Raw genomic sequence first — 25,150 nt, forward strand, 5'->3', positions numbered from 1 at the left:
CGTCATTTCAGGCGAAGGTCTTCTTGAACGCTTCGATGGCAGCCGTGAGCTGGCCTTCCGCGTCCTTGTCCATCGCCTTGTCCTGTTCCAGCTTCTGCAGCAGCGGGCCGTGCTTGTCCTTCAGCCAGCCGTGCAGGCCGCTTTCGAACGCCAGCACCTTCTTGACGTCGAGGTCGTCGAAGTAGCCCTTGTTCACCGCGAACAGCGAAGCGGCCATCAGCGAGATGGGCAGCGGGCTGTACTGCGGCTGCTTGAGCAGTTCCGTCACGCGCGCGCCGCGATCGAGCTGCTTGCGGGTGGCCGCGTCGAGGTCGGAAGCGAACTGCGCGAAGGCGGCCAGCTCGCGGTACTGCGCCAGGTCGGTACGGATACCGCCGGACAGCGACTTGATCAGCTTGGTCTGGGCGGCACCACCCACGCGCGACACCGAGATACCCGCGTTGATGGCGGGACGGATGCCGGCGTTGAACAGCGACGTTTCCAGGAAGATCTGGCCGTCGGTGATCGAGATCACGTTGGTCGGCACGAACGCGGACACGTCGCCGGCCTGCGTCTCGATGATCGGCAGCGCCGTCAGCGAGCCCGTCTTGCCCTTGACCTCACCCTTGGTGAAGGCTTCCACATAGTCGGCGTTCACGCGCGCGGCGCGCTCGAGCAGGCGGCTGTGGAGATAGAACACGTCGCCGGGGTAGGCTTCGCGGCCCGGCGGGCGGCGCAGCAGCAGCGAGACCTGGCGGTAGGCGACGGCCTGCTTGGACAGGTCGTCATAGATGATCAGCGCGTCCTGGCCGCGGTCGCGGAAGTACTCGCCCATCGTGCAGCCGGCGTACGCGGACACGTACTGCATGGCGGCGGATTCGGAAGCCGTCGCGGCGACGACGATGGTGTATTCCATCGCGCCGTTGGCCTCGAGCGCGCGCACCAGGTTCTTGACCGTGGACGCCTTCTGCCCGATGGCGACGTACACGCAGGTCATGTTCTGACCCTTCTGGTTGATGATCGCGTCGATCGCCACGGCGGACTTGCCGGTCTGGCGGTCGCCGATGATCAGCTCGCGCTGGCCGCGGCCGATCGGCACCATGGAGTCGATGGACTTCAGGCCGGTCTGCACCGGCTGGTCGACCGACTTGCGGGCGATCACGCCGGGGGCGACCTTCTCGATCACGTCCGTCATGCGGGCGTTGATCGGGCCCTTGCCGTCGATCGGCTGGCCCAGGGCGTTGACCACGCGGCCCACGAGTTCGGGGCCGACGGGCACTTCGAGAATGCGGCCCGTGCACTTGACGGTGTCGCCCTCGGAGATGTGCTCGTAGGCACCCAGGATCACCGCGCCGACGGAGTCGCGCTCGAGGTTCAGCGCCAGGCCGAACGTCGGGGTGCCGTCGGGTGCGGGCGGGAACTCCAGCATTTCGCCGGCCATGGCGTCGGACAGGCCGTGCACGCGGACGATGCCGTCGGTCACGGACAGCACGGTGCCCTGGTTGCGGATGTCGGCGCTGGCGGCCAGGCCTTCGATCCGGCTCTTGATCAGTTCGGAAATTTCAGCGGGATTGAGCTGCATGACTCTGTCCTTTGTGTGCGTTCGGCATCAAGCCGTCAGCGCGACTTTCATTTGTTCCAGGCGGGCCTTCACCGAGGTGTCCAGCACCTCGTCGCCCACCACCACGCGGATGCCGCCGATGAGGGACGGGTCTTCCTGCACGGTGAGATTGAGCTTACGGCCAAACCGCTTCTCCAGTGCCTGGGCCACGGCGCCGAGCTGGTCGGCGGCGATCGGGAAGGCGCTGTACACGACCGCGTCGGACGAGCCCGACTGCGCGTTCTTCATCTCGCGGAACTGCTGCGCGACCTCGGGGATCGCGGCCAGCCGGCCGTTGGCGATGACCAGGCGCAGGAAGTTCTGCCCCGCGGGCGGCAGCTGCACGCGCGCGACCTCGGTGACGAGGTCGAACACCTGCGCGTCCGCAACCTTCGGGTTGCCCGCGTACTGCAGCAGCTGGGGGTTGCCCGCCACCGCTGCAAGGGCGTCCAGCCATTGCGTCGTGCCGTTCAGGTCAGCGCGCGTCGACTGGAACAGGGCTTCGGCGTACGGGCGGGCGATGGTGGCGAGTTCGGCCATGCTCTTCCTTACAGCTCGGTCTGCAGGCGGCGCAGCAGGTCGGCGTGCACGCCGGCATTCACTTCCTTGCGGAGGATCTGCTCGGCGCCCTTGACGGCCAGGGCGGCGACCTGCTCGCGCAGGGCCTCGCGGGCCTTCACGGTCTGCTGGTCGGCTTCGGCGCGGGCGGCGGCGATGATCTTGTTCGCCTCTTCCGTCGCGCGGCCCTTGGCCTCCTCGACGATCGCCTGGGCCCGGCGCTCCGCGTCGGCCAGCAGCGCGGCCGTCTCGTTGCGCGACTTCGCCAGTTCCTCTTCCACCCGACGGTCGGCCGCGGCGAGTTCGGACTTCGCCTTGTCGGCGGCAGCCAGGCCTTCCGCGATCTTGCGGGCCCGCTCGTCCAGCGCGGTCGCGATCGGCGGCCACACGAACTTCATCGTGAACCCGACCAGGATCAGGAAGACGATGATCTGAATGATCAGGGTACCGGTGATGCTCACTTTTTCATCCTTGCTCCCGGCGACGCAACCGCCCCGGGCATGGGTTGAAGCAACAGGATGCGATTAGCGCGCGGCCAGCTGGCCCAGGAACGGGTTGGCGGTGGCGAACCACAGCGCGATACCGGTGCCGATGATGAACGCCGCGTCGATCAGGCCGGCCAGCAGGAACATCTTGGTCTGCAACTCGTTCATCAGTTCCGGCTGACGGGCAGCGGATTCGAGGTACTTGCTGCCCATGATGCCGATGCCGATGCAGGCGCCGATGGCGCCCAGGCCGATGATCAGGCCGGCGGCCAGTGCGACGAAGCTGATGACTTGTTCCATTGTTTCTACTCCTAGGGACTTTTGGTGGTTGACGAGAAAGGGAAGCGAACTCTGTGCGGCGCTCTAGTGCGCGTCGTGGGCCTGGCCGACGTAGACGAGGGTCAGCATCATGAACACGAAGGCCTGCAGCGTGATGATCAGGATGTGGAAGATCGCCCAGGCCGAGCCCGCGATGATGTGGAGGATGGCCAGGCCGATGCCGGTGGCCGAGAGCGTCCAGGCGCCGCCCAGCAGGGCGATCAGCATGAAGATCAGTTCGCCGGCGTACATGTTGCCGAACAGCCGCATGCCGTGCGAGACCGTCTTGGCGACGAACTCGATGACCTGCATGAGGAAGTTGAACGGCCACAGCACCGGGTTGGCGCCGAACGGGGCCGTGAACAGCTCGTGGATCCAGCCGCCCAGGCCCTTGATCTTGATGTTGTAGAACAGGCAGACCAGCAGCACCGCGACCGACAGGCCCATGGTGATGGAGAGGTCGGCGGTGGGCACGACGCGCATGTAGTCGGGCGCGCCGACGGCCGGCGCGACGCCGTGCCAGATCTGCGGGATCAGGTCGACCGGCAGCAGGTCCATCGCGTTCATCAGGAAGATCCAGACGAACACGGTCAGCGCGAGCGGGGCGACGAACTTGCGGCTCTGGGCGTTGTGCACGATGCCCTTGGCCTGCGAGTCGACCATCTCGACGAGGATCTCGACGGCGGCCTGGAAGCGCCCCGGCACGCCGGAGGTCGCCTTGCGGGCGGCCTTCCAGAGGAAGAAGCAGCCCAGCACGCCGAGCAGGATCGCCCAGAACAGCGAATCGAAGTTGAACACGCCGAAGTCGACGACGTTGTTCGGCTTGCGGTTCTGCAGGAAGCCCAGGTGGTGGACGATGTACTCGCCCGCGGTCGGTCCGGTTCCGGAAGGAGCAGCCATTTTTCTTTCAGCTCAGTTTCTTGGGTTTCGGCGCGAACGCCAGCGCCAACCAGTACACCTTCATCGCGAGGACCATGCCCACCAGCAGCGCCGGCCAGCTCAGCCCCGCGACCAGCCTCGGCGCCGCCAGCAACAGGGCGAACGTCAAGGCGATCTTCACCATCTCCCAGACCAGGAAGCCGGCGGCTGCCGACATCGGGTTGAGCGATGCAAACTTTCCGGTCAGGCCGCGCGCGAAGACGGCCGCGGGAATCGCCACAGCCCAAGCTCCATACGCCGCCGACCAACCTACGCTTTGCCTTCCCGTCAGCGCCCAGCCGGCCAACCCCGCAAGGACACCCACCCCGGCCTGCCCCGCCACGACCCACCACGGCGATACCGGGGGGTTCTGCTCGCGCACGCGTCGCGCCTCTTCGGCGCTCAATCGCGTGACGGGGGATTCCTGAGGCTCATCTTCAGGCAGCGGGGCGATGTTGTTGGTTGGCATGTACGCCGCTGTAAGCCCTGAAAATTCTGGAAAGCCTCCCATTATAAGTAGAAACCCACACCCTCCCGCCAGCCCCCACGCATCGGTCCGTCCTACGCGCTTGCACGGACGGCCGAGAATGCGGCTTTGGCGAAAAGGCACCCATGCGCAACCTCATGCTGTTCCTGCATCTCGCGGGCGCGATCTTCTGGATGGGAGGCATGGCCTTCATGGTCATGGCCTTGCGGCCCGCGCTGCACGCGCAGCTGCAGCCGCCCGCGCGCCTGCCGCTCGTCGTGGCGGTGCTGCGTCGCTTCTTCGTCGTGGTGATGGTGAGCATCGCGTTGCTGCTCGCCACGGGCGTGTGGCTGCTGCTGCAGGTGCCCGGCCGCGACGCGCCGCCGGGCTGGCATGCCATGGCGGGACTGGGCATCGCGATGATGCTGGTGTTCGGCCACATCTTCTTCGCGCCGTGGCGGCGGCTGCAGCGTGCCGTGGCGGCGGGCGACTGGCCCGAAGGCGGCAGGCGCATGAACCAGATCGCGCTGCTGGTGAAGGTGAACCTGGCGCTGGGCTGGCTCGCCATCGCGGCGGTGCTGCTCTGGCGCTGAGCGGCGGCGCCCGGGCTCGCGGCGGAAAAGTGACAATGCGGCCATGAGCAACGACATCCCTGCCCTGCCCTGTTACCTCAACGGCGAATTCAGCACCGTCCGCGACGCGAAGGTGAGCGTGCTGGACCGCGGCTTCATCTTCGGCGACGGCGTCTACGAGGTGGTGCCGGCCTACGAGGGCCGGCCGTTCCGCTTCCAGGAACACATGGCGCGCCTGGAACGCAGCCTCGGCGAACTGCGCATCGCCAACCCGATGGACCGCCAAGGCTGGCGCAAGCTGGTGGACCAGCTCGTGGCCGCCTACGCGAAGCACGTCGGCAAGAAGGTGGAGGAGACGAACCAGCTGGTGTACCTGCAGGTGACGCGCGGGGTGGCCATGCGCGACCACGTCATGCCGCCCGGCATCACGCCCACCGTCTTCGCCATGGTCAACCGCCTCTACATCTACACGCCCGAGGAACGGGCGAAGGGCGTCGACTGCTACACGGCCGACGACTTCCGCTGGAAAAAGGGCCACATCAAGAGCACCAGCCTGGCGGCCGCCGTGCTGGCGCGCCAGGTCAGCGCCGACGAGGGCGGCAACGAGACCGTGATGTTCCGCGACGGCATGCTGAGCGAGGCCGCCGCCTCCAACGTCTGGGTGGTCAAGGACGGCAAGGTGCTCGGCGCCCCGAAGGACAACCTGGTGCTGGAAGGCATCCGCTACGGACTGCTGGAGGAGCTGTGCCGGGACGCCGGCATCCCGTTCGAGCTGCGCCGCGTGTCGCGCGAGGAAGTGCTGGCGGCCGACGAGATCCTGCTGTCCTCCGCCACCAAGGAGATCCTGCCCTGCACCCGGCTGGACGGGCGCCCGGTTGGAAACGGCCGGCCCGGCCCCATCTACGGGAAGCTGTTCGCCGGCTACCAGCAAGCCAAACGCTCCACGTCGTAAATGTCCGCCTCCATCCACCCGCCCGCCCCGCCGCAGGATCCACGCAAGGATTCCCTGATCCAGTACCCGTCGCAGTTCCCGATCAAGGTGATGGGCGCGAAGGTGGACGGCTTCGTCCACGCGGTGACCACCATCGCGCGCCAGTTCGACCCGGGCTTCGATGCGGGCACGGTCGAACTGCGCGACAGCAGCGCGGGCAACTACCTGGGCATCACCATCACGGTGACGGCCACCAGCCGCCAGCAGCTGGACGACCTCTATCGGGCGCTCACTTCGCACCCGATGGTGAAGGTCGTCCTCTAGGCACCGTGCAAGTGAAGGTCCTCGGGCGGGTCGACTACCTGCCGACCTACCAGGCCATGCAGGCCTTCACCGAGGCCCGCACGTCCGAGACCCCCGACGAACTCTGGCTGTGCGAGCACCCGCCGGTGTTCACGCAAGGCCTGGCCGGCAAGCCGGACCACCTGCTGCAGCCGGGCGCGATCCCGGTCGTCGCCACCAACCGCGGCGGCCAGGTCACGTACCACGGCCCCGGGCAGGTGGTGGCGTATCCGTTGCTGGACCTCAAGCGCAAGGGCTACTTCGTCAAGGAGTACGTGTACCGGCTGGAGGAAGCGTTGATCCGCACGCTGGCGCATTTCGGCGTCACGGGCCACCGCGTCGCCGGCGCTCCCGGGATCTACGTGCGCCTGGCGGATCCGGGCTCGCACCAGGCGCTGACGGGGCCGTCCGGCGACCCGTTCGCCGGCCTCGGGAAGATCGCCGCCCTGGGCATCAAGGTCTCCCGGCACGCCACGTACCACGGCCTGGCCCTGAACGTGGCCATGGACCTGGAACCCTTCTCGCGGATCAACCCTTGCGGTTACGCAGGACTCCAGACGGTGGACCTTTCTACAATCGGCGTTTCCACCACATGGAACGAAGCCGCCGCGCTCCTGGGCCACGAGCTCGAGGCGCTGCTGGCGTGAACCCACCGGGAAGACCATGAGCACCAGCAACGTCGTGCGCGAGGCGCAGTCCGTCGAGACCTACCAGGCCAGCGCCAAGCAGAAGGCCGCGGCCAAGCTCTCGCGCATCCCGGTGAAGGTGGAGGCCGGCGAGATCCTGAAGAAGCCGGAATGGATCCGCGTGAAGGCGGGCTCCGCCACCTCGCGCTTCTACGAGATCAAGCAGATCCTGCGCGAGCACAAGCTGCACACCGTGTGCGAGGAAGCGTCCTGCCCCAACATCGGCGAGTGCTTCGGCAAGGGCACGGCGACCTTCATGATCATGGGCGACAAGTGCACGCGCCGCTGCCCGTTCTGCGACGTGGGCCACGGCCGGCCCGACCCGCTCGACGCGAACGAGCCGGCGAACCTGGCGAAGACCATCGCGGCACTGAAGCTGAAGTACGTGGTGATCACCAGCGTCGATCGCGACGACCTGCGCGATGGCGGCGCCGGCCACTTCGTCGAATGCATCCGCCGCACGCGCGAGCTGTCGCCCCAGACCACCATCGAGGTCCTGGTGCCGGACTTCCGCGGCCGCGACGACCGCGCCCTCGAGATCCTGAAGGCGGCGCCGCCCGACGTGATGAACCACAACCTGGAGACGATCCCGCGCCTGTACAGGGAAGCGCGGCCCGGCTCCGACTACCAGTTCAGCCTGAACCTGCTGAAGAAGTTCAAGGCGCTGCACCCCGGCGTGCCGACCAAGAGCGGCCTGATGGTGGGCCTGGGCGAGACCGACGAGGAGATCCTCGCCGTCATGCAGGACATGCGCGCGCACGGCATCGACATGCTGACCATCGGGCAGTACCTCGCGCCCAGCACCTCGCACCTGCCGGTGCGCCGGTACGTGCACCCGGACACGTTCAAGATGTTCGAGGCGAAGGCGTACGAGATGGGCTTCACGCACGCCGCCGTCGGCGCGATGGTGCGCAGCTCGTACCACGCGGACCAGCAGGCTCACGCCGCGGGCGTGGCGATCGGCCAGGCCGCCTGACATGGCCGGCGCGCGCGACAGCCTGTCGCTGCGTGCGTACGGCGCCGCGCACGGCAGCCACGACCATCCGCACCACCAGCTGCTGGTGGGCATCGCCGGCGTGCTCGAACTCGAGGTGGAAGGCCGCGGGCGCAGGGTGGCCCCCGGCGACGCCGTGCTGGTGCCTTCCGGTGAACGCCACGACTTCGCTTCGGCCCAGGGCAGCCGCTGCCTCGTGCTGGACACCGCGAATCCGCAGTGGGACGCCTGCGGCGTCACGCCGCACCGTCCGCGGCAGGTCGCGGCACTTGCGCACTTCCTCGCCCAAGCGGCGGACCAGCCGCTCGCGACCGCGCATGCGCCCGCGCTGTTGCTGGAGGCGTGGCGCGCGCCGGGCACCGCGCAAAGGCCGCGCCGCCCGATCGACTGGATGGAACTCGCCGCGTGGGTGCAGTCGCGGCTGGACGAGCCGGTCGGTGTCGCCGAACTGGCGCAGCGCGTGCACCTGAGCGCGAGCCAGCTGGCGCTGCGGTGCCGCGAAGCGAACGGCGTCGGGGCGCTCGACTGGCTGCGATCGCAGCGGCTGGTGCGCGCGCGGCAACTGCGCGACGAAGGCTGGCCGGTGCACGAAGTGGCGCGCCGCACCGGCTACCGGTCGCCCTCGGCCCTGACCGCGGCGCTGCGCAAGAGCGGCCTGTAGACGCGGCTTGCGCGACGATCCAGGCGGGATGCGCGACGACGCCGCGCGCTAAGCTCGCCGCATGCATCCCAACGCCTACGCCCTCGGAGCGATCACGCTGTGGGCTTCGCTGGCCACGCTTGGCGTCGCGCTGAAGCACGTGCCGCCCTTCCTGCTCACCGGCCTGGCGCTCGTGATCGGCAGCCTCCCGGCCTGGCCGCTCGTGAAGCACTGGCGCGTGCCGGCGCGCACCCTGGCCCTCGGCGTGTACGGACTGTTCGGTTTCCACTTCCTGCTGTTCATCGCATTGCGCCTGGCACCGCCGGTGGAAGCGAATCTGGTGAACTACCTGTGGCCGCTGTTCATCGTGGTGCTCGCACCCGTGTTCCTGCCGGGGCTGGCGCTCAGGCCCGCGCACGTCGTTGCGGCGCTGGCGGGCTTCGCAGGCGCGGCCATCGCCATCCTCGGTGCCGGCCACGCGGGCGGCGGCTGGTCGTGGGGCTACCTGCCCGCGCTCGGCTCCGCCTTCATCTGGGCCAGTTACTCGCTGTGGACGCGGCGCGTGGCGGCCTTCCCCACCGCCGCCATCGGCCTGTTCGGGCTGGTGTCCGGCGTGCTCTCGCTGCTTTGCCATGCGCTGCTCGAGGTCCCGGTCGCGCTGTCCGCGCAGGACTGGCTCCTCGTCGCGGTGATGGGCCTCGGCCCGCTCGGCGCGGCGTTCTTCCTCTGGGACAAGGCGCTCAAGGGGGGCGACGCCCGCCACATCGGCATCCTCAGCTACTTGACGCCGCTGGCGTCGACGGCCCTGCTGGTGCTGTTCACGGGCCGTGGGTTCAGCGCCAGCATCGTGCTGGCCGCCGCGCTGATCATCGGCGCGGCCGTGCTCGGCACGCGCGCCCGCTGACGCATCAACCCGCGAGCGCCTGCGCCGGGTCTTCCGACGCCACCACGTCGCGCGCCCAGCCCTCGAGCCGGGTGGCATCGGCGCGCAACACCTCCTGCTTCACGGCGAGGATCTGCGCCGGGTGCATGGAGAAGCTGCGCAGGCCCAGGCCGATGAGCAGCCGGGTGAACTGCGTGTCGCCGGCCATTTCGCCGCAGACGCTCACCGGCTTGCCCTGCCGCCGGCATTCGGCGATGGTGCCGGCGACCAATCCCAGCACCGCCGGGTGGCAGGGGTCGTAGAGGTGCGCCACCGACTCGTCGGCGCGGTCGATCGCCAGCGTGTACTGGATCAGGTCGTTGGTGCCGATCGAGAGGTAGTCGAAGTACCGCAGGAAGGTCCGCACCTGCAGCGCGGCGGCGGGGATCTCGATCATCGCGCCGATGGAGACCGGGCCGTACGCCACGCCGCGGTTGTCCAGTTCGGCGCGCGCGAAGTCGATCAGGGACAGCGTCTGGCGGATCTCCGTGCCGTGCGCCAGCATCGGTACCAGCAGGTTGACCTTGCCGTGCGCGGCCGCGCGCAGGATGGCGCGCAGCTGGGTGCGGAACATCTCCGGCTCCGACAGGCTCCAGCGGATGGCGCGCAGGCCCAGGGCCGGGTTCAGGTGCGTGTCGTAGCGGCGCGTTTCGTCCAGCGGCTTGTCCGCGCCCACGTCCACCGTCCGGATCGTGACGGGCAGGCCCTGCATGCCCTCGACGGCCTTGCGGTAGGCGAGGTACTGCTCCTCCTCGTCCGGCATGCGGCCTTCGCGGCCCATGAACAGGAACTCACTGCGGAACAGGCCGACGCCCACGGCGCCCGCGCGCAAGGCGGCTTCCGCGTCTTCGGGCAGTTCGATATTCGCCAGCAGTTCCACCTTCTGGCCGTCCAGCGTGACCGCGGGCGTGTGGCGCAGCCGGCCCAGGCGGCCGCGTTCCAGTTCGACCTGCCGCTGCTTGTACCCGTATTCGGCCAGGATGATGGGCGACGGATCGACGATCATCACGCCGCCGTCGCCGTCGATGATGACCCAGTCGTCCTGCCGCACCAGCTGGCTGGCGCCGCGGGCCCCGACCACCGCCGGGATGTCCAGGCTGCGCGCGACGATCGCCGTGTGCGAGGTCTTGCCGCCGACATCGGTGACGAAGCCGGCGAACACGCTCTGCTTGAACTGCAGCATGTCGGCCGGCGACAGGTCGTGCGCGACCAGCACCAGGGGAACGTCGACGCTGTCGTCCAGCAGCCGGTCCTGCTGCGTCCTGCGCCGCGGAGTCGCCGGCGCCACCGGCGCGCCGAGGCCCTTCATGTAGCGCAGGATGCGTTCGGCGACCTGCTCGAGGTCGGCCTTGCGCTCGCGCAGGTACTCGTCCTCCATCTCGTCGAACTGGCGCGAGAGGGCTTCCAGCTGCGTGGTCAGCGCCCATTCGGCGTTGTACAGGCGGTCCGTGATCCAGTGCTTGACGCCGCCGATCAGCTCCTGGTCCTGCAGCAGCATCAGGTGCACGTCCAGCAGGGCCGACAGTTCGTGCGGCGCTTCCTTGGGCCCCATCCCGGCGATGGTCTGCTGCAGCCGGTGGATCTCCTCGATCACCGCGTCGCGGCCGACGCGGATGCGCTCGATCTCCGCTTCCACCTGCGAAGGCTGGATGAAGTAGTGGGCCACGTCGGCGCGGCCCGAGCCCATGACGACCGCCCGCCCGATGGCAATGCCCCGGGCGACGGCGATGCCATGGACGGCGAAGGTCACTACTCGCCCTCCCCGAACTTGTCGGCGATGAGTGCCAGCAGCGCGTCCATCGCTTCCTGCTCCTTCGGCCCGTCGGTCTCCAGCGTCACTTCCGACCCCACGCCGGCGGCCAGCATCATCACGCCCATGATGCTCTTGGCGTTGACGCGGCGCTCGCCGCGGCTGAGCCACACCTCGCAGGGAAAACTGCCGGCCAGCTTGGTCAGCTTGGCCGAGGCCCGGGCGTGCAGGCCCAGCTTATTGCTGATGGTCGTGTTCTTCTGGATCATGTTTGCGTTTGGCCTGGTTCTGCGGCGCGGTGATCGCGACCTGCATCACGCCCTGCGTGCCGCCCACCACGGCGCGCGACACCAGCGTGTCCAGCGCTTCGTGGCGGTAGCTCACCGCGCGCAGCAGCATGGGCAGGTTCACGCCCGTGATCAGGCGGGAGCCCACGCCGTCGACCAGCTTCTGGGCGACGTTGCTGGGCGTGGCCCCGAAGATGTCGGTCAGCACCAGCACGCCCTTGATGCCGGGCACGCGGGTCAGCTGCTCGATCGCGATGCGCGACGTGGCCAGGGTCTCGTCCGGCGACAGGTTCGGCTGCACGTCGATCGCCATCACCGCCGCCCCGCAGTCGGGGAACACATGCAGCGCGCACTGCCGCAGCGCGTTGGCGAGCGGGGCGTGGGCGATCAGCAGAATGGCGTTCATGGGCTCTGCCGCCGATTATGGCTTCTGCTCCACAGGAACCACGCATAGGACAGCACGCTCGTGGCGAGGAACACACTGAAGGCGGCGCGGAAGGCCTGCACCTCCGCGAACCCGCCGGCGCGGAAGGCGTCGATCAGGAGGCCGATGCCCCACTGCACGATGAACACGCCCAGGAAGATCACCAGGTTGTAGGCCGAGAGGGCGCGCCCCGCCAGCGAGGCCGGGAACACCATGCCCACGGCGGGCTGCGCCAGCGACACGAAGGTGCTGGACATGCAGAACAGCGCCAGCGTGAACGCGCCGGCCGCCGGTCCCATCACGATCAATGCGCCCAGGGCGACGAAGCTGAGGGGCAGCCCCCACGCGATCAGGGTGTCGGTGCCGATGCCGCGGCGCTGCAGCGAAGGCGTCAGCATGCCCCAGCTCCAGAACGTCGCGAGCATGCAGATGTTGATGGTGAAGAGGCCCCCGGCGGACGCGAGCGGCTCGTAGCCCGCGACCCGCACCATCCACGGCCCGGCCCAGAGGGTCTGCACGGCGATCATGCCGCCGTAGCTGAAGAAACCGACCGGCGTCATCTGCAGGAAGTACGGATGGCGCCAGACCTCGCGGTAGCTGCCTTGCGTGGCGTCGGCGCCGGCTTCCTCCGTGTCCCAGCGCGGCACCTGCCACGCGATCAGCGCCATCGCCAGCGCCATCAGGGCCGCCAGGCCCCAGAACAGCGGCCGCCAGCCGGCCACGGGCAGCAGCCACTGCACGGGCAGCGTCGACGACAACATGCCGAACGAACCCGTCATCAGCATCCAGGAGTTGGTGCGCAGTTGCACCGGCGGGCTGAACCAGCGGCGGTAGCCGGTGAGCGGCGCCATCAGGCAGGCGCTGACGCCCGCGCCGCACAGCACGCGGGCGGCCAGCAGCCAGGAGAAGCTGGTCGCGAGCGCAAAGGCCGCGCACCCGAGCACGGCCACGGCCAGGAACCACAGGATGACCTTCTTCGGCCCGTGCCGGTCGAGCCAGGTCCCCAGCGGCAGCTGGATGGCCGCGAAGCCCAGGAAGTAGCCGCCCGCCAGCAGGCCGAGGTCGGCCGCGTTCAGCCGGAACTCCGCCGTGAGGGTGGGCGACAGCGTCGCCGTGATCGCACGCACCAGCGCCGAGAAGAAGTAGGCGAACGCGAAGGCGAGGAACACCAGCACCGCCTGGCGGCGCGCGAGCAGGGACATCGGGATCCTGGATGAAGGGACGCCGCCTCTGCGGCGGGCGGCTGCGGCCATTATCGGGTTGCCGATAATGGGCCGCATGAATGCTCTCGATGGAATCCGCGTGCTCGACCTGTCGCGCGTCCTGGCCGGCCCGTGGTGCACGCAGACCCTGGCGGATCTCGGCGCCGACGTGATCAAGATCGAGCGGCCCGGTACCGGGGACGACACGCGCACCTGGGGCCCGCCGTTCCTGCAGGACCGCGACGGCAAGGACACGGCCGAGGCCGCCTACTACCTCGGCACCAACCGCAACAAGCGCTCCGTGACCTGCGACATCGCGCACCCCGAAGGGCAGGCGCTGGTTCGCGAGCTGGTGAAGCACTGCCACGTGTTCGTCGAGAATTTCAAGGTCGGCGACATGGCCCGCTACGGCCTCGACCACGCCTCGCTGAAGGCGCTCAACCCGCGGCTGGTCTACTGCAGCGTCACCGGCTTCGGCCAGACCGGTCCCTACCGCGAGCGCGCCGGCTACGACTACGCGATCCAGGGGATGGGCGGCCTCATGAGCATCACCGGCGAGCGCGACGACCTCGGCGGCGGTCCGCAGAAGGTCGGCGTCGCGGTGGCCGACCTGTTCACCGGCATGTATGCGACGGTCGGCATCCTGGCCGCGCTGCGCCACGCCGACCGCACCGGCGAAGGACAGCACCTCGACATGGCCCTCCTCGATGCGCAGGTGGCGATGCTGGCCAACCTGGGCGCGAACTACCTGGTGAGCGGCAAGGTGCCCGGCCGCGCGGGCAACGCGCACCAGAACATCGTGCCTTACCAGGTGTTCGAGGTCGCGCCCACCGCCGACGGCCGCAAGGACCACGTGATCATCGCGGTGGGCAACGACGGCCAGTTCGCGAAGTACTGCCAGGTCGCCGGGCAGCCGGAGCTCGCCTCGGACCCACGGTTCGCCAAGAACCAGGACCGCGTGCGCAACCGCGCGGTGCTGGTGCCCTTGCTCGAGGCCGTGATGAAGACCCGGCCGAAGGGCGAGTGGCTGGCGGCGCTGGAAGCCGCCAAGGTGCCTTGCGGCGCCATCAACGACATCGGCGAGGTGTTCGCCGACCCGCACGTGCGCGAACGTGGCATGGTGCACCAGTGGGACCACCCGCTGGCGGGCACGGTGAACCTCGTGGCCAGCCCGCTCAAGCTCGGAGGCACGCCGGTGCGCACGGACCTGCCGCCGCCGCTGCTGGGCGAACACACGCAGGAAGTGCTGACGGAATTGCTGGGCTGGGACGACGAGCGCATCACGGCCCTGCGCGACCAGGAGGTGATCTGAGATGGCAAATTTCGTTCTCGTGCACGGGGCCTGGCACGGCGGCTGGTGCTGGCGCCGCGTGGTGGCGCCGCTGCAGGCGCAGGGCCACCGCGTGCATGCGGTGACGCTGACCGGGCTCGGCGAGCGCGCCCATCTGATGTCCTCGCTCATCACGCTGGAGACGCACATCTCCGACGTGATGAACGTGGTGGAGGCCGAGGAGCTGCAGGACGTGGTGCTCGCCGCGCATTCGTACGCCGGCATGCTCGGCACGGCCGTGGCGGACCGCATGCCGCAGCGCCTGCGCCACCTCGTCTACGTGGACGCGGTCGTGCCGAAGCCGGGAGAGAGCTGGGCCAGCACGCAGTCCAGCGCCACGCGCGAGGCCCGCCTCGCCGCGGCGCAGGCGTCGCCCGACTACAGCTTTCCCGCGCCGGACCCGAAGGTGTTCGGGCTGGAAGCCGAGGACCACGCGTGGGTCCAGCGCCGGCAGACGCCCCATCCCGGCCACACGTACCAGGCGCAGCTGCAGTTCGACCCGCGGCGCGTCGCGGCCGTGCCGCGCACCTTCGTGGATTGCAACCGGCCGGCGCTGGGCACCATCGATGCCGTCCGCCAGCGCGTGCGCGACCGCAACTTCTGGGACGGCGCCTGGCAGGGCGGCGGCGGCGCGCGCATCGTGGAGATCGCGACCGGGCACGATCCCATGGTCAGCGCGCCGGCCGACCTGGTCCGGGTGCTGCTGGAAGCCGCGGCTTGACCCGCCGGCCGGCACGAACTTTCCGGCTGGGCCAGAATCCGAAGCACATGCAACACGCGGGAATGAAGATGTCGGCAAATGCATGGGGCGCACGCGCGCTCCTGGCGACGGTGGTGGTGGCAACGGCCCTGCTGGCGGGCTGCGCGCGCGACGCGGCGCCGCAATCCACCTTCGTGCTCCTGGACGGGTCGAAGAAGACCACGGCCGACCTCCAGGGCAAGGTGACGCTGGTGAACTTCTGGGCGACCAGCTGCACCACCTGCGTGGCCGAGATGCCGAAGATGGTCTCCACCTACGAGAAGTACAAGGCGAAGGGCTACGACCATGTGGCGGTCGCCATGGCGTACGACCCGCCGGCCTACGTCGTCAACTACGCGCAGACGCGCAAGCTGCCCTTCAGCGTGGCCATCGACAACACCGGCGCCGTGGCCCAGGCCTGGGGCGACGTGAAGCTCACGCCCACGTCATACGTGGTGAACAAGAAGGGCGAGATCGTGAAGCGCTACGTCGGCGAACCCGACTTCGCCGAACTGCACCAGCTGATCGAGAAGCTGCTGGCCGAGAGCTGAGCCGACCCTGCCCAATGGAAAAGCCCCGCGTCGCGGGGCTTTTCGTTTCCTGCCGGGAGAAGGGCTCAGTCCTTGCGGAAGTCGTCGTGGCAGGCCTTGCAGGTGCCCGCCGCGGCACCGAAGGTCGCCTTGATGTTGTCCAGGTTGCCGGTCTTGGCGGCGGCGGCGAGCTTGGCGACCTCCGCCGTCATCTTGTCGTTGGCGGCGCGGAACTTGGCCTGCTCCGACCAGATTTCCGGCTTGGCGCGCGTCTCGCCCTTGTCCGAGCCGGCCACGAAGCCGTTGGCGGGCAGGTGCGACACGACGGCCAGCACGTCGCCGTGGCGCGCAGCCGCCTGCGCATCGAACGGCGCGCGGTTGTTGGCCATGGCGCCGAGGGCACCGAAGTGGGCGGCCATGACGCGGAACGCGCCTTGCCGGTAGCGGATCGCGTCTTCGGGCTTCTGGAAGGACTGGGCGGCGACGGAACCGGCGGCGGCGAGCGCGGCGGCGGCGAAGGCCAGGGTGCCGAGGGACTTCATGGAATTCTTCTCCTGGTGGGTAAAGTGGCGGGTGCCACAGCGGCAGAGTGACCTGTGTGAAAAAAGTTCGCCCGGGAACTTGCCAGTGCGGGAATTTACTAACCCACGGCGTGCGCGGCCAGCTTCCGTGTCGCAAGCCGCCAACAGACCACAAGGGGAATCCATGGCTCATCGCGTGCGGGTTTGGGACTTGCCCACCCGTCTCTTCCACTGGTCGCTGGCGCTGTGCGTGGTGTTCCTCGTGATCACGGGCTACCGCGGCGGCGACGCCATGACCTGGCATGCGCGCTTCGGTTATGCAGTGCTCACATTGCTCCTGTTCCGCGTCGTGTGGGGCTTCGCGGGCGGGCACTGGTCCCGGTTCGGCTCCTTCCTGTACGCGCCCCGCAGCGTGGCAGCCTACCTGGCGGGACGCGCGCACCCGGACCACCTTGTCGGCCACAACCCGCTGGGCGCCGGCTCCGTGTTCGCGATGCTGCTGGTGCTGTTCGCGCAGGTGGCCACCGGGCTGGTGGGCGACGACGAGATCTCCTTCACCGGCCCGCTGAACCGGTTCGTCGCGAGCAGCAAGGGCCTGGCGGCGACCTGGTACCACAAGCAGGTCGGCCAGTGGCTGGTGATCGGGCTGGTCGTCCTGCACGTCGCCGCCATCGCCTGGTACGTGTGGCGCAAGCGCGAGACGCTGGTGCGGCCCATGGTGATCGGGGACAAGGAACTGGCGGCACCGGCGCGGTCGTCCCGCGACGACGCGCGGTCGCGCCTGGCGGCCGCGGTGGTGCTGGCGGTCTGCGCGGGCATCGTCTGGTGGATCGTCAGCCTCGGCAACGGCTGAAGGCGCCAAGCTCGTCCTTGGGAGCCCGCTAGAATGGTCCGTCCACAGGCTCGCATCCCGGTACCTTGGACACAGCCCCCCTTCCCTTGATCGAACTGGCCCCGCCCTCGGCGAGCGAACTCGACGCCGTCCGCTCGATCTTCCGCGAGTACGCGGCGGGACTCGGCGTCGATCTCTGCTTCCAGAACTTCGAACAGGAACTCGCCGGCCTCCCCGGCGACTACGCGGCGCCGCGCGGCGCCCTGCTGCTGGCGCGCGTGGACGGCGAAGTGGCCGGCTGCTGCGCGCTGCGCCCGCTGGACAGCGCCGACTATCCCAATGCCGCCGAGATGAAGCGCCTGTTCGTGCGCAAGGCCTTCCGCGGCTTCGGGCTGGGCCGCCAGCTGGCCGAGGCGACGCTCGATGCGGCGCGGCAGGCGGGCTATGCCTGCGTGCTGCTCGACACGCTGGACGACATGGAAGCCGCACGAGCCCTCTACGAGGACCTCGGCTTCGAGGACATCCCGCCCTACTATCACAACCCCATCCCGGGGGCGCACTACCTGAAGGCGGACCTCTGGAACACGTCCCCGGCGCCTCTCAGCAGCCGGGGCTGACTCTTCCTCCCTCCCCTTGCGGAAGGGCCGGTGCGGGGGCTCAGCCCTTCGCCTGCGACAGCATCGTCTGCGCGTCGCTCACTTCGAACTTGCCCGGGGCCTCGACGTTCAGCGAGGCGACCTTGCCGTCGTTCACCAGCATCGAATAGCGGTTGCTGCGCACGCCCATCCCGCGCGCGGTGAGGTCCAGCGTCAGGCCCGTGGCCTTGGCGAACTCGCCGCTGCCGTCGGCCAGCATGCGCACCTTGCCGGCGGTCTTCTGGTCGCGCGCCCAGGCACCCATCACGAAGGCGTCGTTGACGCTCACGCACCAGATCTCGTCGACGCCGGCGGCCTTGAGGTCGTTGAACTTCTCGACGTAGCCGGGCACGTGCTTGGCCGAGCAGGTGGGCGTGAAGGCGCCGGGCAGCGCGAACAGCGCGATCTTCTTGCCCTTGGTGGCCTCGCCCACCTTCACCGGGTTGGGCCCGATGCTGCAGCCGTTGCCTTCGACTTCCGAATACTCCATCAGCGTGACGTCCGGCAGCTGGTCACCGACCTTGATCATGGCAATCTCCTCGTTGGGTTGGGTGGGACAAAAGAAAACGGCCCACGATTGTGGGCCGTTTCGGTATCGCTTGCAGCGCGCGCGGGGATCAGACCTCGGCGGCCTTCTCGACCAGGCGGGTCGCGACCCAGTTCTTGGTCTTGGAGATCGGCTTGCTCTCGACGATCTCGATCACGTCGCCGGTGTGGTACTCGCCCTTTTCGTCGTGGGCGTGGTACTTGCTCGACTTGATCACGATCTTGCCGTACAGCGGGTGCTTCACGCGGCGCTCGACCAGCACGGTCACGGTCTTGGCACGCTTGTCGCTCACCACCTTGCCGACGAGGGTGCGCTTGAGGGAGGTTTTGGCTTCCGTCATGTTCACTCCTTACGACTTGGCGGATTCCGCACGCTTCTGGGCCAGGATGGTCTTGGCCCGAGCGATGTCACGGCGCGTGGAGCGCAGCGTGGCGGTGTTGTTGAGTTGTTGCGTGGCCTTCTGCATGCGCAGGCCGAAGTGGGCCTTCTGCAGGCTCTTGACTTCGGCTTCCACGCCGGCGGCGTCCTTGGAACGGAGATCCTTGGCTTTCGTCATGTCCTCTGCTCCTCTCACTGGCCGATCATGCGGGACACGAACGTGGTGCGCAGCGGCAGCTTCGCAGCGGCCAGCTTGAACGCTTCACGCGCGAGTTCCTCGGGCACGCCGACGATCTCGAACACGACCTTGCCCGGCTGGATCTCGGCCACGTAGTACTCCGGGTTGCCCTTGCCGTTGCCCATGCGGACTTCGGCGGGCTTCTGGGAGATCGGCTTGTCCGGGAACACGCGGATCCAGATGCGGCCGCCACGCTTGACGTGACGGGAGATCGCGCGGCGCGCGGCCTCGATCTGGCGCGCCGTGAGGCGGCCGCGGTCGGTGCACTTCAGGCCGAAGTCGCCGAACGCGACGGAGTTGCCGGTGGTGGCAACGCCGGTGTTGCGGCCTTTTTGCTCTTTGCGGTATTTGCGGCGAGCGGGTTGCAGCATGTTTACTCTCCTTTACCGTCGGCCGGGGTGGCAGCCGGCGCGGCGCCCGCGGTCTTGCGGGGAACGCGCTTAACGGTAGATTTCGGGGCTTCCGCCCCTGCGGTTGCTTCTTGCGGCTTGTCGCTGCCATCGGCAGGGGCCACGTTGCCGGCGCCGGCGCTCACGCCGCCACGCGGGCCGCCACGGCCACCCGTCGGGGGACGGCGGTCGCCGCCGGGGCCGCCACGGCGGTCGCCGTCGCGGCGCGGGCCGCGCGGGCCACGGCGCTCTTCGCCTTCGGGGCGCGGCGTGCTGTCCAGGGACGGCGCGTCGGTGCGACCGAGGGTGTCGCCCTTGTAGACCCACACCTTGACGCCGATGACGCCGTAGGTGGTCTTGGCTTCGGAGAAGCCGTAGTCGATGTCGGCGCGCAGGGTGTGCAGCGGCACGCGGCCTTCGCGGTACCACTCGGTGCGCGCGATCTCGATGCCGTTCAGGCGGCCCGACGACATGATCTTGATGCCCTGCGCACCGAGGCGCATGGCGTTCTGCATCGCGCGCTTCATCGCGCGGCGGAACATGATGCGCTTCTCGAGCTGCTGGGTGATCGAGTCGGCGATCAGCTGTGCATCGACTTCGGGCTTGCGCACTTCCTCGATGTTCACGGCGACCGGCACGCCCAGGCGCGTGGCCAGTTCCTTCTTCAGGTTCTCGATGTCCTCGCCCTTCTTGCCGATCACCACGCCCGGACGCGCCGAGTAGATGGTGATGCGGGCGTTCTTGGCGGGGCGCTCGATCAGCACGCGGGAGACCGCGGCGTTCTTCAGCTTGGTCTTCAGGTAGTCGCGGACCTTGATGTCCTCGGCCAGCATGTCGCCGAAGTCGCGGTTGTTCGCGTACCAGCGGCTGTTCCAGTTACGGGTGACGGCCAGGCGGAAGCCGGTCGGATGGATCTTCTGTCCCATGTTCTTCCTTAGTTCCCGACGGTCACGTACACGTGGCACGTACCCTTGCTGATGCGGTTGCCGCGGCCCTTGGCGCGCGCGGTGAATCGCTTCAGCACGGTGCCTTGCTCCACGTAGATCGTCTTGACCTTCAGCTCGTCGATGTCGACGCCGTCGTTGTGCTCGGCGTTCGCGATCGCGGACTCCAGCACCTTCTTGACGATGACGGCACCCTTCTTCTGCGTGAAGTTCAGGATGTTCAGGGCCTGGTCCACCTTCTTGCCGCGGATCAGGTCGGCCACGAGGCGGCCCTTGTCGACAGACAGGCGCACGCCGCGGAGGATCGCTTTGGTTTCAGCCATGGTTCATCCTCACTTCTTCTGGACTTTCTTGTCCGCGGGGTGACCCTTGAAGGTGCGCGTCAGGGCGAACTCGCCCAGCTTGTGGCCCACCATCTGGTCGGTGATGTAGACCGGCACGTGCTGCTTGCCGTTGTGCACGGCGATGGTCAGGCCGATGAAATCGGGCAGGATCATCGAGCGGCGCGACCAGGTCTTGATCGGCTTCTTGTCCTTGGTGGAAACGGCCTTGTCGACCTTGTTCACCAGGTGGTGGTCCACGAACGGACCCTTCTTGAGAGAACGCGTCATTGTGCGGACCCCTTACTTCTTGCGGCGCGAGACGATGAACGTCTGCGTGCGCTTGTTGTTACGCGTGCGGTAGCCCTTGGTCAGGTTGCCCCACGGATCCACCGGCGGCTTGCCGGTGCCGGTGCGGCCCTCACCACCACCGTGCGGGTGGTCGATCGGGTTCATGGCGACGCCGCGCACCGTCGGGCGGATGCCCATGTGGCGCTTGACGCCGGCCTTGCCGATCTGGCGCAGGCTGTGCTCTTCGTTCGCGACTTCGCCGATGGTGGCGCGGCATTCGATGTGGATGCGGCGCACTTCACCGGAACGCATGCGGACCTGGGCGTAGGTGCCTTCGCGGGCCAGCAGCGTGGCGGAGGTGCCGGCCGAACGCACGATCTGCGCGCCCTTGCCGGGCTGCAGCTCGATGCAGTGGATGGTCGAACCCACCGGGATGTTGCGGATCGGCAGGGTGTTGCCGGCGCGGATCGGGGCCTCGGAGCCGGACAGCAGGGTCGCGCCCACATCCACGCCGCGGGGGGCGATGATGTAGCGGCGCTCGCCGTCGGCGTACACCACCAGGGCGATGTGGGCCGTGCGGTTCGGGTCGTACTCGATGCGCTCCACCTTCGCCGGGATGCCGTCCTTGTTGCGGACGAAATCGACCACGCGGTAGTGGTGTTTGTGGCCACCGCCCTTGTGGCGCACGGTGATGTGGCCGTTGTTGTTGCGGCCGGCCTTCTGGAACTTGGGCTCCAGCAGCGGCGCGTACGGCTCACCCTTGTGCAGGTGGTCCCGCGAGATCTTCACCACGGCGCGCTGGCCGGGCGAAGTCGGTTTCATCTTGATGACTGCCATGATTAAGCGGTCTCCCCGGAGAAGTTCAGCTCCTGGCCGGGCTGCAGGGTGACATAGGCCTTGCGGACGTTGTCACGACGGCCGACGGAACGGCCGAATTTCTTCTGCTTGCCCTTGATGTTGAGCACGGACACGCCCTTGACCTGGACCTTGAACATCAGTTCGACGGCGGCCTTGATCTCGAGCTTGGTGGCGTCCTGCAGCACCTTGAAGGTGACGGCGTTGGACTTGTCCGCCACGTGCGTCGCCTTCTCGGAGACGATCGGGGCGACCAGCACCTGCATCAGGCGGCCTTCGTCGTACTTGGCGCGCGCGGCGGGGGTGGGATTGATGCGGCTCATGCGAACATCTCCTTGAGCTTGTCCACGGCACCCTTGGTGACCAGCACCTTCTTGTAGTGCACCAGGGACAGCGGATCGGCGTAGCGCGGCTCGACGATGAGCACGTTCGGCAGGTTCCGCGAAGCCAGGTACAGGTTCTCGTCGACTTCGTCGGCGATGACCAGAACGGAATCCAGGTTCATGGCCTTGAACTTGGCGGCCAGCTGCTTCGTCTTGGGGCTGTCGACGGTCAGGGACTCGACGACGGCCAGGCGGCCGTCGCGGGCCAGCTGGGAGAAGATGGACGCCATGCCGGCGCGGTACATCTTCTTGTTGATCTTCTGCGTGAAGTTCTCTTCCGGGCTGTTCGGGAAGATGCGGCCGCCTCCGCGCCACAGCGGGGAGGAGGTCATGCCGGCGCGCGCGCGGCCGGTGCCCTTCTGGCGGAACGGCTTCTTGGTCGAGTGCTTGACCTGCTCGCGGTCCTTCTGCGCACGCGTGCCTTGACGCGCGTTGGCCTGGAAGGCGACGACGATCTGGTGGATCAGCGCTTCGTTGTATTCACGGCCGAACACGGTCTCGGGAGCGTCGAACTTCGACGCGGCCTGGCCCTGCTCGTTCAGGAGTTCGAGTTGCATTTACTTCTTCCCCTTCTCGGCCTTGGCCTGCGCCTGGACCGGCTTGGGCTGGCCCTTGGCGGCGAGGCGGACGGTCACGAAACCGTTCTTCGAGCCGGGGACGGCGCCCTTGATCATCAGCAGGCCGCGCTGTTCGTCCACGCGGACGACGTCGAGGTTCTGCACGGTGACGGTGACGTCGCCGAGGTGGCCGGACATCTTCTTGCCCGGGAACACGCGGCCCGGGTCCTGCGCCATGGAGATCGAGCCGGGCACGTTGTGCGAACGGCTGTTGCCGTGCGACGCGCGCTGCGACTTGAAGTTGTGGCGCTTGATGGTGCCCGTGAAGCCCTTGCCGATGGAGGTGCCCTGCACGTCGACCAGCTGGCCGGCGGAGAAGAGGTCCTGCACCGGGACGGTGGCACCGGCGGCGTACTTGCCGGCGGTGTCGGCGTCGACACGGAATTCGCGGATGATTTCGCCGGCTTCGACGCCGGCCTTGGCCAGGTGGCCCGCGGCGGGCTTGGTGACGCGGGAGGCCTTGCGTGCACCGTACGTGACCTGCAGGGCCACGTAGCCGTCGTTGTCCTGGTTCTTGACCTGGGTGACGCGGTTGTTGGACACGTCGAGCACCGTGACCGGGACAGCGTCCCCGTCATCGGTGAACAGGCGCATCATGCCCACCTTGCGGCCCAGCAACCCGAGGCTGCTCAGACTCATGTTGTTACTCCGTTGCTTTCGCCGCAGCCGCTGCAATTGGCTTCTGCGTTCTCCCCGCCGGGGCGGAGAGTCGAAAGAGGGTTGATAAAAGCTTCGCCCGGCCGAAACCGGCGAAGCCCGAAATTGTAGCAGTCTTCCTACAAGCCTGCCAAGCAATGAAAAGGCCGCCCCGGAGGGCGGCCTTCGCGCGAGGCGCTGCCGCAGGCTTACTGCAGCTTGATCTCGACGTCGACGCCGGCCGGCAGGTCCAGCTTCATCAGGGCGTCGACCGTCTTGTCGGTCGGGTCGACGATGTCCATCAGGCGCTGGTGGGTGCGGATCTCGAACTGGTCGCGCGACGACTTGTTGACGTGCGGCGAACGCAGGATGTCGAAGCGCTTCATGCGCGTCGGCAGGGGCACGGGGCCCTTGACGATGGCGCCGGTGCGCTTGGCGGTGTCGACGATCTCGGCGGCGGACTGGTCGATCAGCTTGTAATCGAAGGCCTTGAGGCGGATGCGGATCTTTTGCTGTGCCATTTTCGTTTCCTAATCAGAGGGGACCGAGCAGTCGCTTCGCTTCCTGGTCCGTCCCCAAGGGTTTATTCCATGATCTTGGCAACGACGCCGGCGCCGACGGTCTTGCCGCCTTCGCGGATGGCGAAGCGCAGGCCTTCTTCCATGGCGATCGGGGCGATCAGCTTGACGGTGATCGTCACGTTGTCGCCGGGCATGACCATTTCCTTGTCCTTGGGCAGCTCGATCGCGCCGGTCACGTCCGTGGTGCGGAAGTAGAACTGCGGGCGGTAGTTGTTGAAGAACGGCGTGTGGCGGCCGCCTTCGTCCTTGGACAGCACGTAGATCTCGGCCGTGAAGTGCGTGTGCGGCTTGACCGAACCGGGCTTGCACAGCACCTGGCCGCGCTGGACTTCCTCGCGCTTGGTGCCGCGCAGCAGGATACCGACGTTGTCGCCGGCCTGGCCCTGGTCCAGCAGCTTGCGGAACATTTCCACGCCGGTGCAGGTGGTCTTGAGCGTCGGCGCCAGGCCCACGATCTCGATTTCCTCGCCGACCTTGACCACGCCACGCTCGACGCGGCCGGTCACCACGGTGCCGCGGCCGGAGATGGAGAACACGTCTTCCACCGGCATCAGGAACGCGCCTTCGACGGCACGCTGCGGCGTGGGGATGTAGCTGTCCAGCGCCTCGGCCAGGCGCATGATGGCCTGCTCGCCCAGGTCGCCCTTGTCGCCTTCGAGCGCCAGCTTGGCCGAGCCCTTGACGATGGGGGTGTCGTCGCCGGGGAAGTCGTACTTGCTCAGCAGCTCGCGCACTTCCATCTCGACCAGCTCCAGCAGCTCGGCGTCATCGACCATGTCGCACTTGTTCAGGAACACGATGATGTAGGGCACGCCCACCTGGCGCGCCAGCAGGATGTGCTCGCGCGTCTGGGGCATCGGGCCGTCGGCCGCGGACACCACCAGGATCGCGCCGTCCATCTGGGCGGCGCCGGTGATCATGTTCTTCACGTAGTCGGCGTGGCCGGGGCAGTCGACGTGCGCGTAGTGGCGGTTGGCCGTCTCGTACTCGACGTGGGCGGTGTTGATCGTGATGCCGCGGGCCTTCTCTTCGGGGGCCGCGTCGATCTGGTCGTACGCCTTGGCTTCGCCGCCGAACTTGGACGCCAGCACGGTGGCGATGGCCGCCGTCAGGGTCGTCTTGCCATGGTCCACGTGGCCGATGGTGCCCACGTTGACGTGAGGCTTGGTCCGCTCAAATTTACCTTTTGCCATTGAGAGATCTCCAGAAAGAGCAATGCCCGTGAGAGGGTTTTACGTCTGCACCCGGCTCCTGGTTCCCACGCCACGGGCAGCGTGAGGGGCCGGGTCGCAGACGGGCCGCTTGCGCGG

The 25,150-nt window shown here is 68.0% G+C and carries 36 protein-coding genes; 12 read left to right on the top strand and 24 right to left on the bottom strand.

Annotated features, from left to right (window positions below; genetic code table 11):
- Positions 1-7: 7 nt before the first annotated feature.
- The 6 genes from atpA to IM787_RS05805 form a co-directional block, all read right to left on the bottom strand.
- Positions 8-1,561 carry a F0F1 ATP synthase subunit alpha gene (gene atpA, locus IM787_RS05780; protein WP_193675699.1) on the bottom strand — a complete coding sequence of 518 codons (1,554 nt, stop codon included), beginning with the start codon at positions 1,559-1,561 and terminating at the stop codon, positions 8-10.
- A 27-nt stretch (positions 1,562-1,588) separates the two neighbouring features.
- Entirely contained in the window at positions 1,589-2,119 is a 531-nt protein-coding gene (locus tag IM787_RS05785) for a F0F1 ATP synthase subunit delta (protein ID WP_193675700.1), read from the bottom strand.
- Between the two features lie 8 nt (positions 2,120-2,127).
- Positions 2,128-2,598, bottom strand: coding sequence for a F0F1 ATP synthase subunit B (locus IM787_RS05790; RefSeq protein WP_193675701.1), 471 nt, complete (start codon positions 2,596-2,598; stop codon positions 2,128-2,130).
- A gap of 63 nt (positions 2,599-2,661) precedes the next feature.
- Entirely contained in the window at positions 2,662-2,922 is a 261-nt protein-coding gene (gene atpE, locus IM787_RS05795) for a F0F1 ATP synthase subunit C (protein ID WP_027102373.1), read from the bottom strand.
- A gap of 63 nt (positions 2,923-2,985) precedes the next feature.
- A complete protein-coding gene (gene atpB / locus IM787_RS05800) occupies positions 2,986-3,840 on the bottom strand; it encodes a F0F1 ATP synthase subunit A (RefSeq protein WP_193675702.1) in 855 nt (284 codons plus the stop codon).
- A gap of 7 nt (positions 3,841-3,847) precedes the next feature.
- Positions 3,848-4,327, bottom strand: coding sequence for an ATP synthase subunit I (locus IM787_RS05805; RefSeq protein WP_193675703.1), 480 nt, complete (start codon positions 4,325-4,327; stop codon positions 3,848-3,850).
- Positions 4,328-4,470: 143 nt separating this feature from the next.
- On the opposite strand from IM787_RS05805, the gene IM787_RS05810 reads away from it, so the two are divergent.
- The 7 genes from IM787_RS05810 to IM787_RS05840 all read left to right on the top strand — a co-directional run bounded on the left by IM787_RS05810 (position 4,471) and on the right by IM787_RS05840 (position 9,393).
- Positions 4,471-4,917, top strand: coding sequence for a CopD family protein (locus IM787_RS05810; RefSeq protein WP_193675704.1), 447 nt, complete (start codon positions 4,471-4,473; stop codon positions 4,915-4,917).
- A 43-nt stretch (positions 4,918-4,960) separates the two neighbouring features.
- Entirely contained in the window at positions 4,961-5,848 is an 888-nt protein-coding gene (locus IM787_RS05815; protein WP_193675705.1) for a D-amino acid aminotransferase, read from the top strand.
- Positions 5,849-6,151: a YbeD family protein gene (locus IM787_RS05820; protein ID WP_193675706.1), complete on the top strand. Its 303-nt coding sequence runs from the start codon at positions 5,849-5,851 to the stop codon at positions 6,149-6,151. It begins immediately after the preceding gene.
- A gap of 5 nt (positions 6,152-6,156) precedes the next feature.
- Entirely contained in the window at positions 6,157-6,816 is a 660-nt protein-coding gene (gene lipB / locus IM787_RS05825) for a lipoyl(octanoyl) transferase LipB (protein WP_193675707.1), read from the top strand.
- A 16-nt stretch (positions 6,817-6,832) separates the two neighbouring features.
- Positions 6,833-7,831 carry a lipoyl synthase gene (gene lipA / locus IM787_RS05830; protein WP_193675708.1) on the top strand — a complete coding sequence of 333 codons (999 nt, stop codon included), beginning with the start codon at positions 6,833-6,835 and terminating at the stop codon, positions 7,829-7,831.
- Position 7,832: 1 nt separating this feature from the next.
- Positions 7,833-8,510, top strand: coding sequence for a helix-turn-helix domain-containing protein (locus tag IM787_RS05835; RefSeq protein ID WP_193675709.1), 678 nt, complete (start codon positions 7,833-7,835; stop codon positions 8,508-8,510).
- A 61-nt stretch (positions 8,511-8,571) separates the two neighbouring features.
- The gene (locus IM787_RS05840; RefSeq protein ID WP_193675710.1) at positions 8,572-9,393 is read left to right on the top strand and encodes a DMT family transporter; all 822 of its coding nucleotides are present in this window, start codon (positions 8,572-8,574) and stop codon (positions 9,391-9,393) included.
- A gap of 4 nt (positions 9,394-9,397) precedes the next feature.
- Here the strand turns inward: IM787_RS05840 and ptsP are convergent, their stop codons facing one another.
- The 4 genes from ptsP to IM787_RS05860 are packed head-to-tail and all read right to left on the bottom strand — an operon-like array spanning position 9,398 to position 13,074.
- On the bottom strand, positions 9,398-11,161 hold the full coding sequence (gene ptsP / locus IM787_RS05845; protein ID WP_193675711.1) for a phosphoenolpyruvate--protein phosphotransferase: 1,764 nt from the start codon (positions 11,159-11,161) through the stop codon (positions 9,398-9,400).
- Positions 11,161-11,430 (bottom strand): HPr family phosphocarrier protein, encoded by a 270-nt coding sequence (locus tag IM787_RS05850; protein WP_193675712.1) that lies wholly within the window; start codon positions 11,428-11,430, stop codon positions 11,161-11,163. The genes ptsP and IM787_RS05850 overlap by 1 nt, the downstream gene beginning before the upstream one ends.
- A complete protein-coding gene (locus IM787_RS05855; RefSeq protein WP_193675713.1) occupies positions 11,399-11,854 on the bottom strand; it encodes a PTS sugar transporter subunit IIA in 456 nt (151 codons plus the stop codon). The genes IM787_RS05850 and IM787_RS05855 overlap by 32 nt, the downstream gene beginning before the upstream one ends.
- Positions 11,851-13,074, bottom strand: a complete 1,224-nt coding sequence (locus IM787_RS05860; RefSeq protein ID WP_193675714.1) for an MFS transporter — start codon at positions 13,072-13,074, stop codon at positions 11,851-11,853. The genes IM787_RS05855 and IM787_RS05860 overlap by 4 nt, the downstream gene beginning before the upstream one ends.
- Before the next feature lie 76 nt (positions 13,075-13,150).
- On the opposite strand from IM787_RS05860, the gene IM787_RS05865 reads away from it, so the two are divergent.
- The 3 genes from IM787_RS05865 (at position 13,151) to IM787_RS05875 (ending at position 15,694) form a co-directional block, all read left to right on the top strand.
- Positions 13,151-14,386 (top strand): CaiB/BaiF CoA transferase family protein, encoded by a 1,236-nt coding sequence (locus tag IM787_RS05865; RefSeq protein WP_193675715.1) that lies wholly within the window; start codon positions 13,151-13,153, stop codon positions 14,384-14,386.
- 1 nt (position 14,387) lies between these two features.
- The gene (locus IM787_RS05870) at positions 14,388-15,125 is read left to right on the top strand and encodes an alpha/beta fold hydrolase (protein WP_193675716.1); all 738 of its coding nucleotides are present in this window, start codon (positions 14,388-14,390) and stop codon (positions 15,123-15,125) included.
- A 68-nt stretch (positions 15,126-15,193) separates the two neighbouring features.
- On the top strand, positions 15,194-15,694 hold the full coding sequence (locus tag IM787_RS05875) for a TlpA family protein disulfide reductase (protein ID WP_193676337.1): 501 nt from the start codon (positions 15,194-15,196) through the stop codon (positions 15,692-15,694).
- 65 nt (positions 15,695-15,759) lie between these two features.
- Here IM787_RS05875 and IM787_RS05880 read toward each other — a convergent pair whose 3' ends face one another.
- Complete coding sequence (locus IM787_RS05880) at positions 15,760-16,215, bottom strand: c-type cytochrome (protein WP_193675717.1); 456 nt, start codon at positions 16,213-16,215, stop codon at positions 15,760-15,762.
- A 190-nt stretch (positions 16,216-16,405) separates the two neighbouring features.
- Here IM787_RS05880 and IM787_RS05885 point away from each other — a divergent pair, with 190 nt between their 5' ends.
- Both IM787_RS05885 and IM787_RS05890 read left to right on the top strand, forming a co-directional pair.
- Positions 16,406-17,047 carry a cytochrome b/b6 domain-containing protein gene (locus IM787_RS05885; RefSeq protein WP_354004359.1) on the top strand — a complete coding sequence of 214 codons (642 nt, stop codon included), beginning with the start codon at positions 16,406-16,408 and terminating at the stop codon, positions 17,045-17,047.
- Positions 17,048-17,133: 86 nt separating this feature from the next.
- Positions 17,134-17,643, top strand: a complete 510-nt coding sequence (locus tag IM787_RS05890) for a GNAT family N-acetyltransferase (RefSeq protein WP_227494138.1) — start codon at positions 17,134-17,136, stop codon at positions 17,641-17,643.
- 40 nt (positions 17,644-17,683) lie between these two features.
- Here the strand turns inward: IM787_RS05890 and IM787_RS05895 are convergent, their stop codons facing one another.
- From IM787_RS05895 to tuf, 13 genes are all read right to left on the bottom strand, one after another.
- Complete coding sequence (locus IM787_RS05895) at positions 17,684-18,190, bottom strand: peroxiredoxin (protein ID WP_193675720.1); 507 nt, start codon at positions 18,188-18,190, stop codon at positions 17,684-17,686.
- Between the two features lie 88 nt (positions 18,191-18,278).
- Complete coding sequence (rpsQ, locus tag IM787_RS05900) at positions 18,279-18,548, bottom strand: 30S ribosomal protein S17 (protein WP_193675721.1); 270 nt, start codon at positions 18,546-18,548, stop codon at positions 18,279-18,281.
- 9 nt (positions 18,549-18,557) lie between these two features.
- Positions 18,558-18,764, bottom strand: coding sequence for a 50S ribosomal protein L29 (gene rpmC / locus IM787_RS05905; RefSeq protein ID WP_193675722.1), 207 nt, complete (start codon positions 18,762-18,764; stop codon positions 18,558-18,560).
- Positions 18,765-18,778: 14 nt separating this feature from the next.
- Positions 18,779-19,195: a 50S ribosomal protein L16 gene (gene rplP / locus IM787_RS05910; RefSeq protein ID WP_145895491.1), complete on the bottom strand. Its 417-nt coding sequence runs from the start codon at positions 19,193-19,195 to the stop codon at positions 18,779-18,781.
- Positions 19,196-19,197: 2 nt separating this feature from the next.
- The gene (rpsC, locus tag IM787_RS05915) at positions 19,198-20,139 is read right to left on the bottom strand and encodes a 30S ribosomal protein S3 (protein WP_193675723.1); all 942 of its coding nucleotides are present in this window, start codon (positions 20,137-20,139) and stop codon (positions 19,198-19,200) included.
- An 8-nt stretch (positions 20,140-20,147) separates the two neighbouring features.
- Positions 20,148-20,480 (bottom strand): 50S ribosomal protein L22, encoded by a 333-nt coding sequence (gene rplV, locus IM787_RS05920; RefSeq protein ID WP_193675724.1) that lies wholly within the window; start codon positions 20,478-20,480, stop codon positions 20,148-20,150.
- Between the two features lie 9 nt (positions 20,481-20,489).
- A complete protein-coding gene (gene rpsS / locus IM787_RS05925) occupies positions 20,490-20,768 on the bottom strand; it encodes a 30S ribosomal protein S19 (RefSeq protein WP_193675725.1) in 279 nt (92 codons plus the stop codon).
- 12 nt (positions 20,769-20,780) lie between these two features.
- Positions 20,781-21,605, bottom strand: coding sequence for a 50S ribosomal protein L2 (gene rplB, locus IM787_RS05930; protein ID WP_193675726.1), 825 nt, complete (start codon positions 21,603-21,605; stop codon positions 20,781-20,783).
- A 2-nt stretch (positions 21,606-21,607) separates the two neighbouring features.
- Complete coding sequence (rplW, locus tag IM787_RS05935) at positions 21,608-21,946, bottom strand: 50S ribosomal protein L23 (protein WP_193675727.1); 339 nt, start codon at positions 21,944-21,946, stop codon at positions 21,608-21,610.
- Entirely contained in the window at positions 21,943-22,563 is a 621-nt protein-coding gene (rplD, locus tag IM787_RS05940) for a 50S ribosomal protein L4 (protein ID WP_193675728.1), read from the bottom strand. Before rplD ends, rplW begins: the two co-directional genes overlap by 4 nt.
- Positions 22,564-23,262: a 50S ribosomal protein L3 gene (rplC, locus tag IM787_RS05945; protein WP_193675729.1), complete on the bottom strand. Its 699-nt coding sequence runs from the start codon at positions 23,260-23,262 to the stop codon at positions 22,564-22,566.
- A 206-nt stretch (positions 23,263-23,468) separates the two neighbouring features.
- The gene (rpsJ, locus tag IM787_RS05950) at positions 23,469-23,780 is read right to left on the bottom strand and encodes a 30S ribosomal protein S10 (RefSeq protein WP_145895499.1); all 312 of its coding nucleotides are present in this window, start codon (positions 23,778-23,780) and stop codon (positions 23,469-23,471) included.
- Between the two features lie 62 nt (positions 23,781-23,842).
- A complete protein-coding gene (gene tuf, locus IM787_RS05955) occupies positions 23,843-25,033 on the bottom strand; it encodes an elongation factor Tu (protein WP_193675393.1) in 1,191 nt (396 codons plus the stop codon).
- Positions 25,034-25,150 lie beyond the last annotated feature (117 nt).

The sequence above is a fragment of the Ramlibacter pallidus genome (assembly GCF_015070875.1).
Taxonomy (GTDB): Bacteria; Pseudomonadota; Gammaproteobacteria; order Burkholderiales; family Burkholderiaceae_C; genus Ramlibacter; species Ramlibacter pallidus.

Excerpts from the sequence above, each read along its gene's own strand:
- atpA (WP_193675699.1), bottom strand. The coding sequence starts at position 1,561 with ATGCAGCTCAATCCCGCTGAAATTTCCGAACTGATCAAGAGCCGGATC.
- IM787_RS05785 (WP_193675700.1), bottom strand. The coding sequence starts at position 2,119 with ATGGCCGAACTCGCCACCATCGCCCGCCCGTACGCCGAAGCCCTGTTC.
- atpE (WP_027102373.1), bottom strand. The coding sequence starts at position 2,922 with ATGGAACAAGTCATCAGCTTCGTCGCACTGGCCGCCGGCCTGATCATC.
- atpB (WP_193675702.1), bottom strand. The coding sequence starts at position 3,840 with ATGGCTGCTCCTTCCGGAACCGGACCGACCGCGGGCGAGTACATCGTC.
- IM787_RS05805 (WP_193675703.1), bottom strand. The coding sequence starts at position 4,327 with ATGCCAACCAACAACATCGCCCCGCTGCCTGAAGATGAGCCTCAGGAA.
- IM787_RS05810 (WP_193675704.1), top strand. The coding sequence starts at position 4,471 with ATGCGCAACCTCATGCTGTTCCTGCATCTCGCGGGCGCGATCTTCTGG.
- IM787_RS05815 (WP_193675705.1), top strand. The coding sequence starts at position 4,961 with ATGAGCAACGACATCCCTGCCCTGCCCTGTTACCTCAACGGCGAATTC.
- IM787_RS05820 (WP_193675706.1), top strand. The coding sequence starts at position 5,849 with ATGTCCGCCTCCATCCACCCGCCCGCCCCGCCGCAGGATCCACGCAAG.
- lipA (WP_193675708.1), top strand. The coding sequence starts at position 6,833 with ATGAGCACCAGCAACGTCGTGCGCGAGGCGCAGTCCGTCGAGACCTAC.
- IM787_RS05835 (WP_193675709.1), top strand. The coding sequence starts at position 7,833 with ATGGCCGGCGCGCGCGACAGCCTGTCGCTGCGTGCGTACGGCGCCGCG.
- IM787_RS05840 (WP_193675710.1), top strand. The coding sequence starts at position 8,572 with ATGCATCCCAACGCCTACGCCCTCGGAGCGATCACGCTGTGGGCTTCG.
- IM787_RS05850 (WP_193675712.1), bottom strand. The coding sequence starts at position 11,430 with ATGATCCAGAAGAACACGACCATCAGCAATAAGCTGGGCCTGCACGCC.
- IM787_RS05855 (WP_193675713.1), bottom strand. The coding sequence starts at position 11,854 with ATGAACGCCATTCTGCTGATCGCCCACGCCCCGCTCGCCAACGCGCTG.
- IM787_RS05860 (WP_193675714.1), bottom strand. The coding sequence starts at position 13,074 with ATGTCCCTGCTCGCGCGCCGCCAGGCGGTGCTGGTGTTCCTCGCCTTC.
- IM787_RS05865 (WP_193675715.1), top strand. The coding sequence starts at position 13,151 with ATGAATGCTCTCGATGGAATCCGCGTGCTCGACCTGTCGCGCGTCCTG.
- IM787_RS05870 (WP_193675716.1), top strand. The coding sequence starts at position 14,388 with ATGGCAAATTTCGTTCTCGTGCACGGGGCCTGGCACGGCGGCTGGTGC.
- IM787_RS05875 (WP_193676337.1), top strand. The coding sequence starts at position 15,194 with ATGTCGGCAAATGCATGGGGCGCACGCGCGCTCCTGGCGACGGTGGTG.
- IM787_RS05880 (WP_193675717.1), bottom strand. The coding sequence starts at position 16,215 with ATGAAGTCCCTCGGCACCCTGGCCTTCGCCGCCGCCGCGCTCGCCGCC.
- IM787_RS05895 (WP_193675720.1), bottom strand. The coding sequence starts at position 18,190 with ATGATCAAGGTCGGTGACCAGCTGCCGGACGTCACGCTGATGGAGTAT.
- rpsQ (WP_193675721.1), bottom strand. The coding sequence starts at position 18,548 with ATGACGGAAGCCAAAACCTCCCTCAAGCGCACCCTCGTCGGCAAGGTG.
- rpmC (WP_193675722.1), bottom strand. The coding sequence starts at position 18,764 with ATGACGAAAGCCAAGGATCTCCGTTCCAAGGACGCCGCCGGCGTGGAA.
- rplP (WP_145895491.1), bottom strand. The coding sequence starts at position 19,195 with ATGCTGCAACCCGCTCGCCGCAAATACCGCAAAGAGCAAAAAGGCCGC.
- rpsC (WP_193675723.1), bottom strand. The coding sequence starts at position 20,139 with ATGGGACAGAAGATCCATCCGACCGGCTTCCGCCTGGCCGTCACCCGT.
- rplV (WP_193675724.1), bottom strand. The coding sequence starts at position 20,480 with ATGGCTGAAACCAAAGCGATCCTCCGCGGCGTGCGCCTGTCTGTCGAC.
- rpsS (WP_193675725.1), bottom strand. The coding sequence starts at position 20,768 with ATGACGCGTTCTCTCAAGAAGGGTCCGTTCGTGGACCACCACCTGGTG.
- rplB (WP_193675726.1), bottom strand. The coding sequence starts at position 21,605 with ATGGCAGTCATCAAGATGAAACCGACTTCGCCCGGCCAGCGCGCCGTG.
- rplW (WP_193675727.1), bottom strand. The coding sequence starts at position 21,946 with ATGAGCCGCATCAATCCCACCCCCGCCGCGCGCGCCAAGTACGACGAA.
- rplD (WP_193675728.1), bottom strand. The coding sequence starts at position 22,563 with ATGCAACTCGAACTCCTGAACGAGCAGGGCCAGGCCGCGTCGAAGTTC.
- rplC (WP_193675729.1), bottom strand. The coding sequence starts at position 23,262 with ATGAGTCTGAGCAGCCTCGGGTTGCTGGGCCGCAAGGTGGGCATGATG.
- rpsJ (WP_145895499.1), bottom strand. The coding sequence starts at position 23,780 with ATGGCACAGCAAAAGATCCGCATCCGCCTCAAGGCCTTCGATTACAAG.
- tuf (WP_193675393.1), bottom strand. The coding sequence starts at position 25,033 with ATGGCAAAAGGTAAATTTGAGCGGACCAAGCCTCACGTCAACGTGGGC.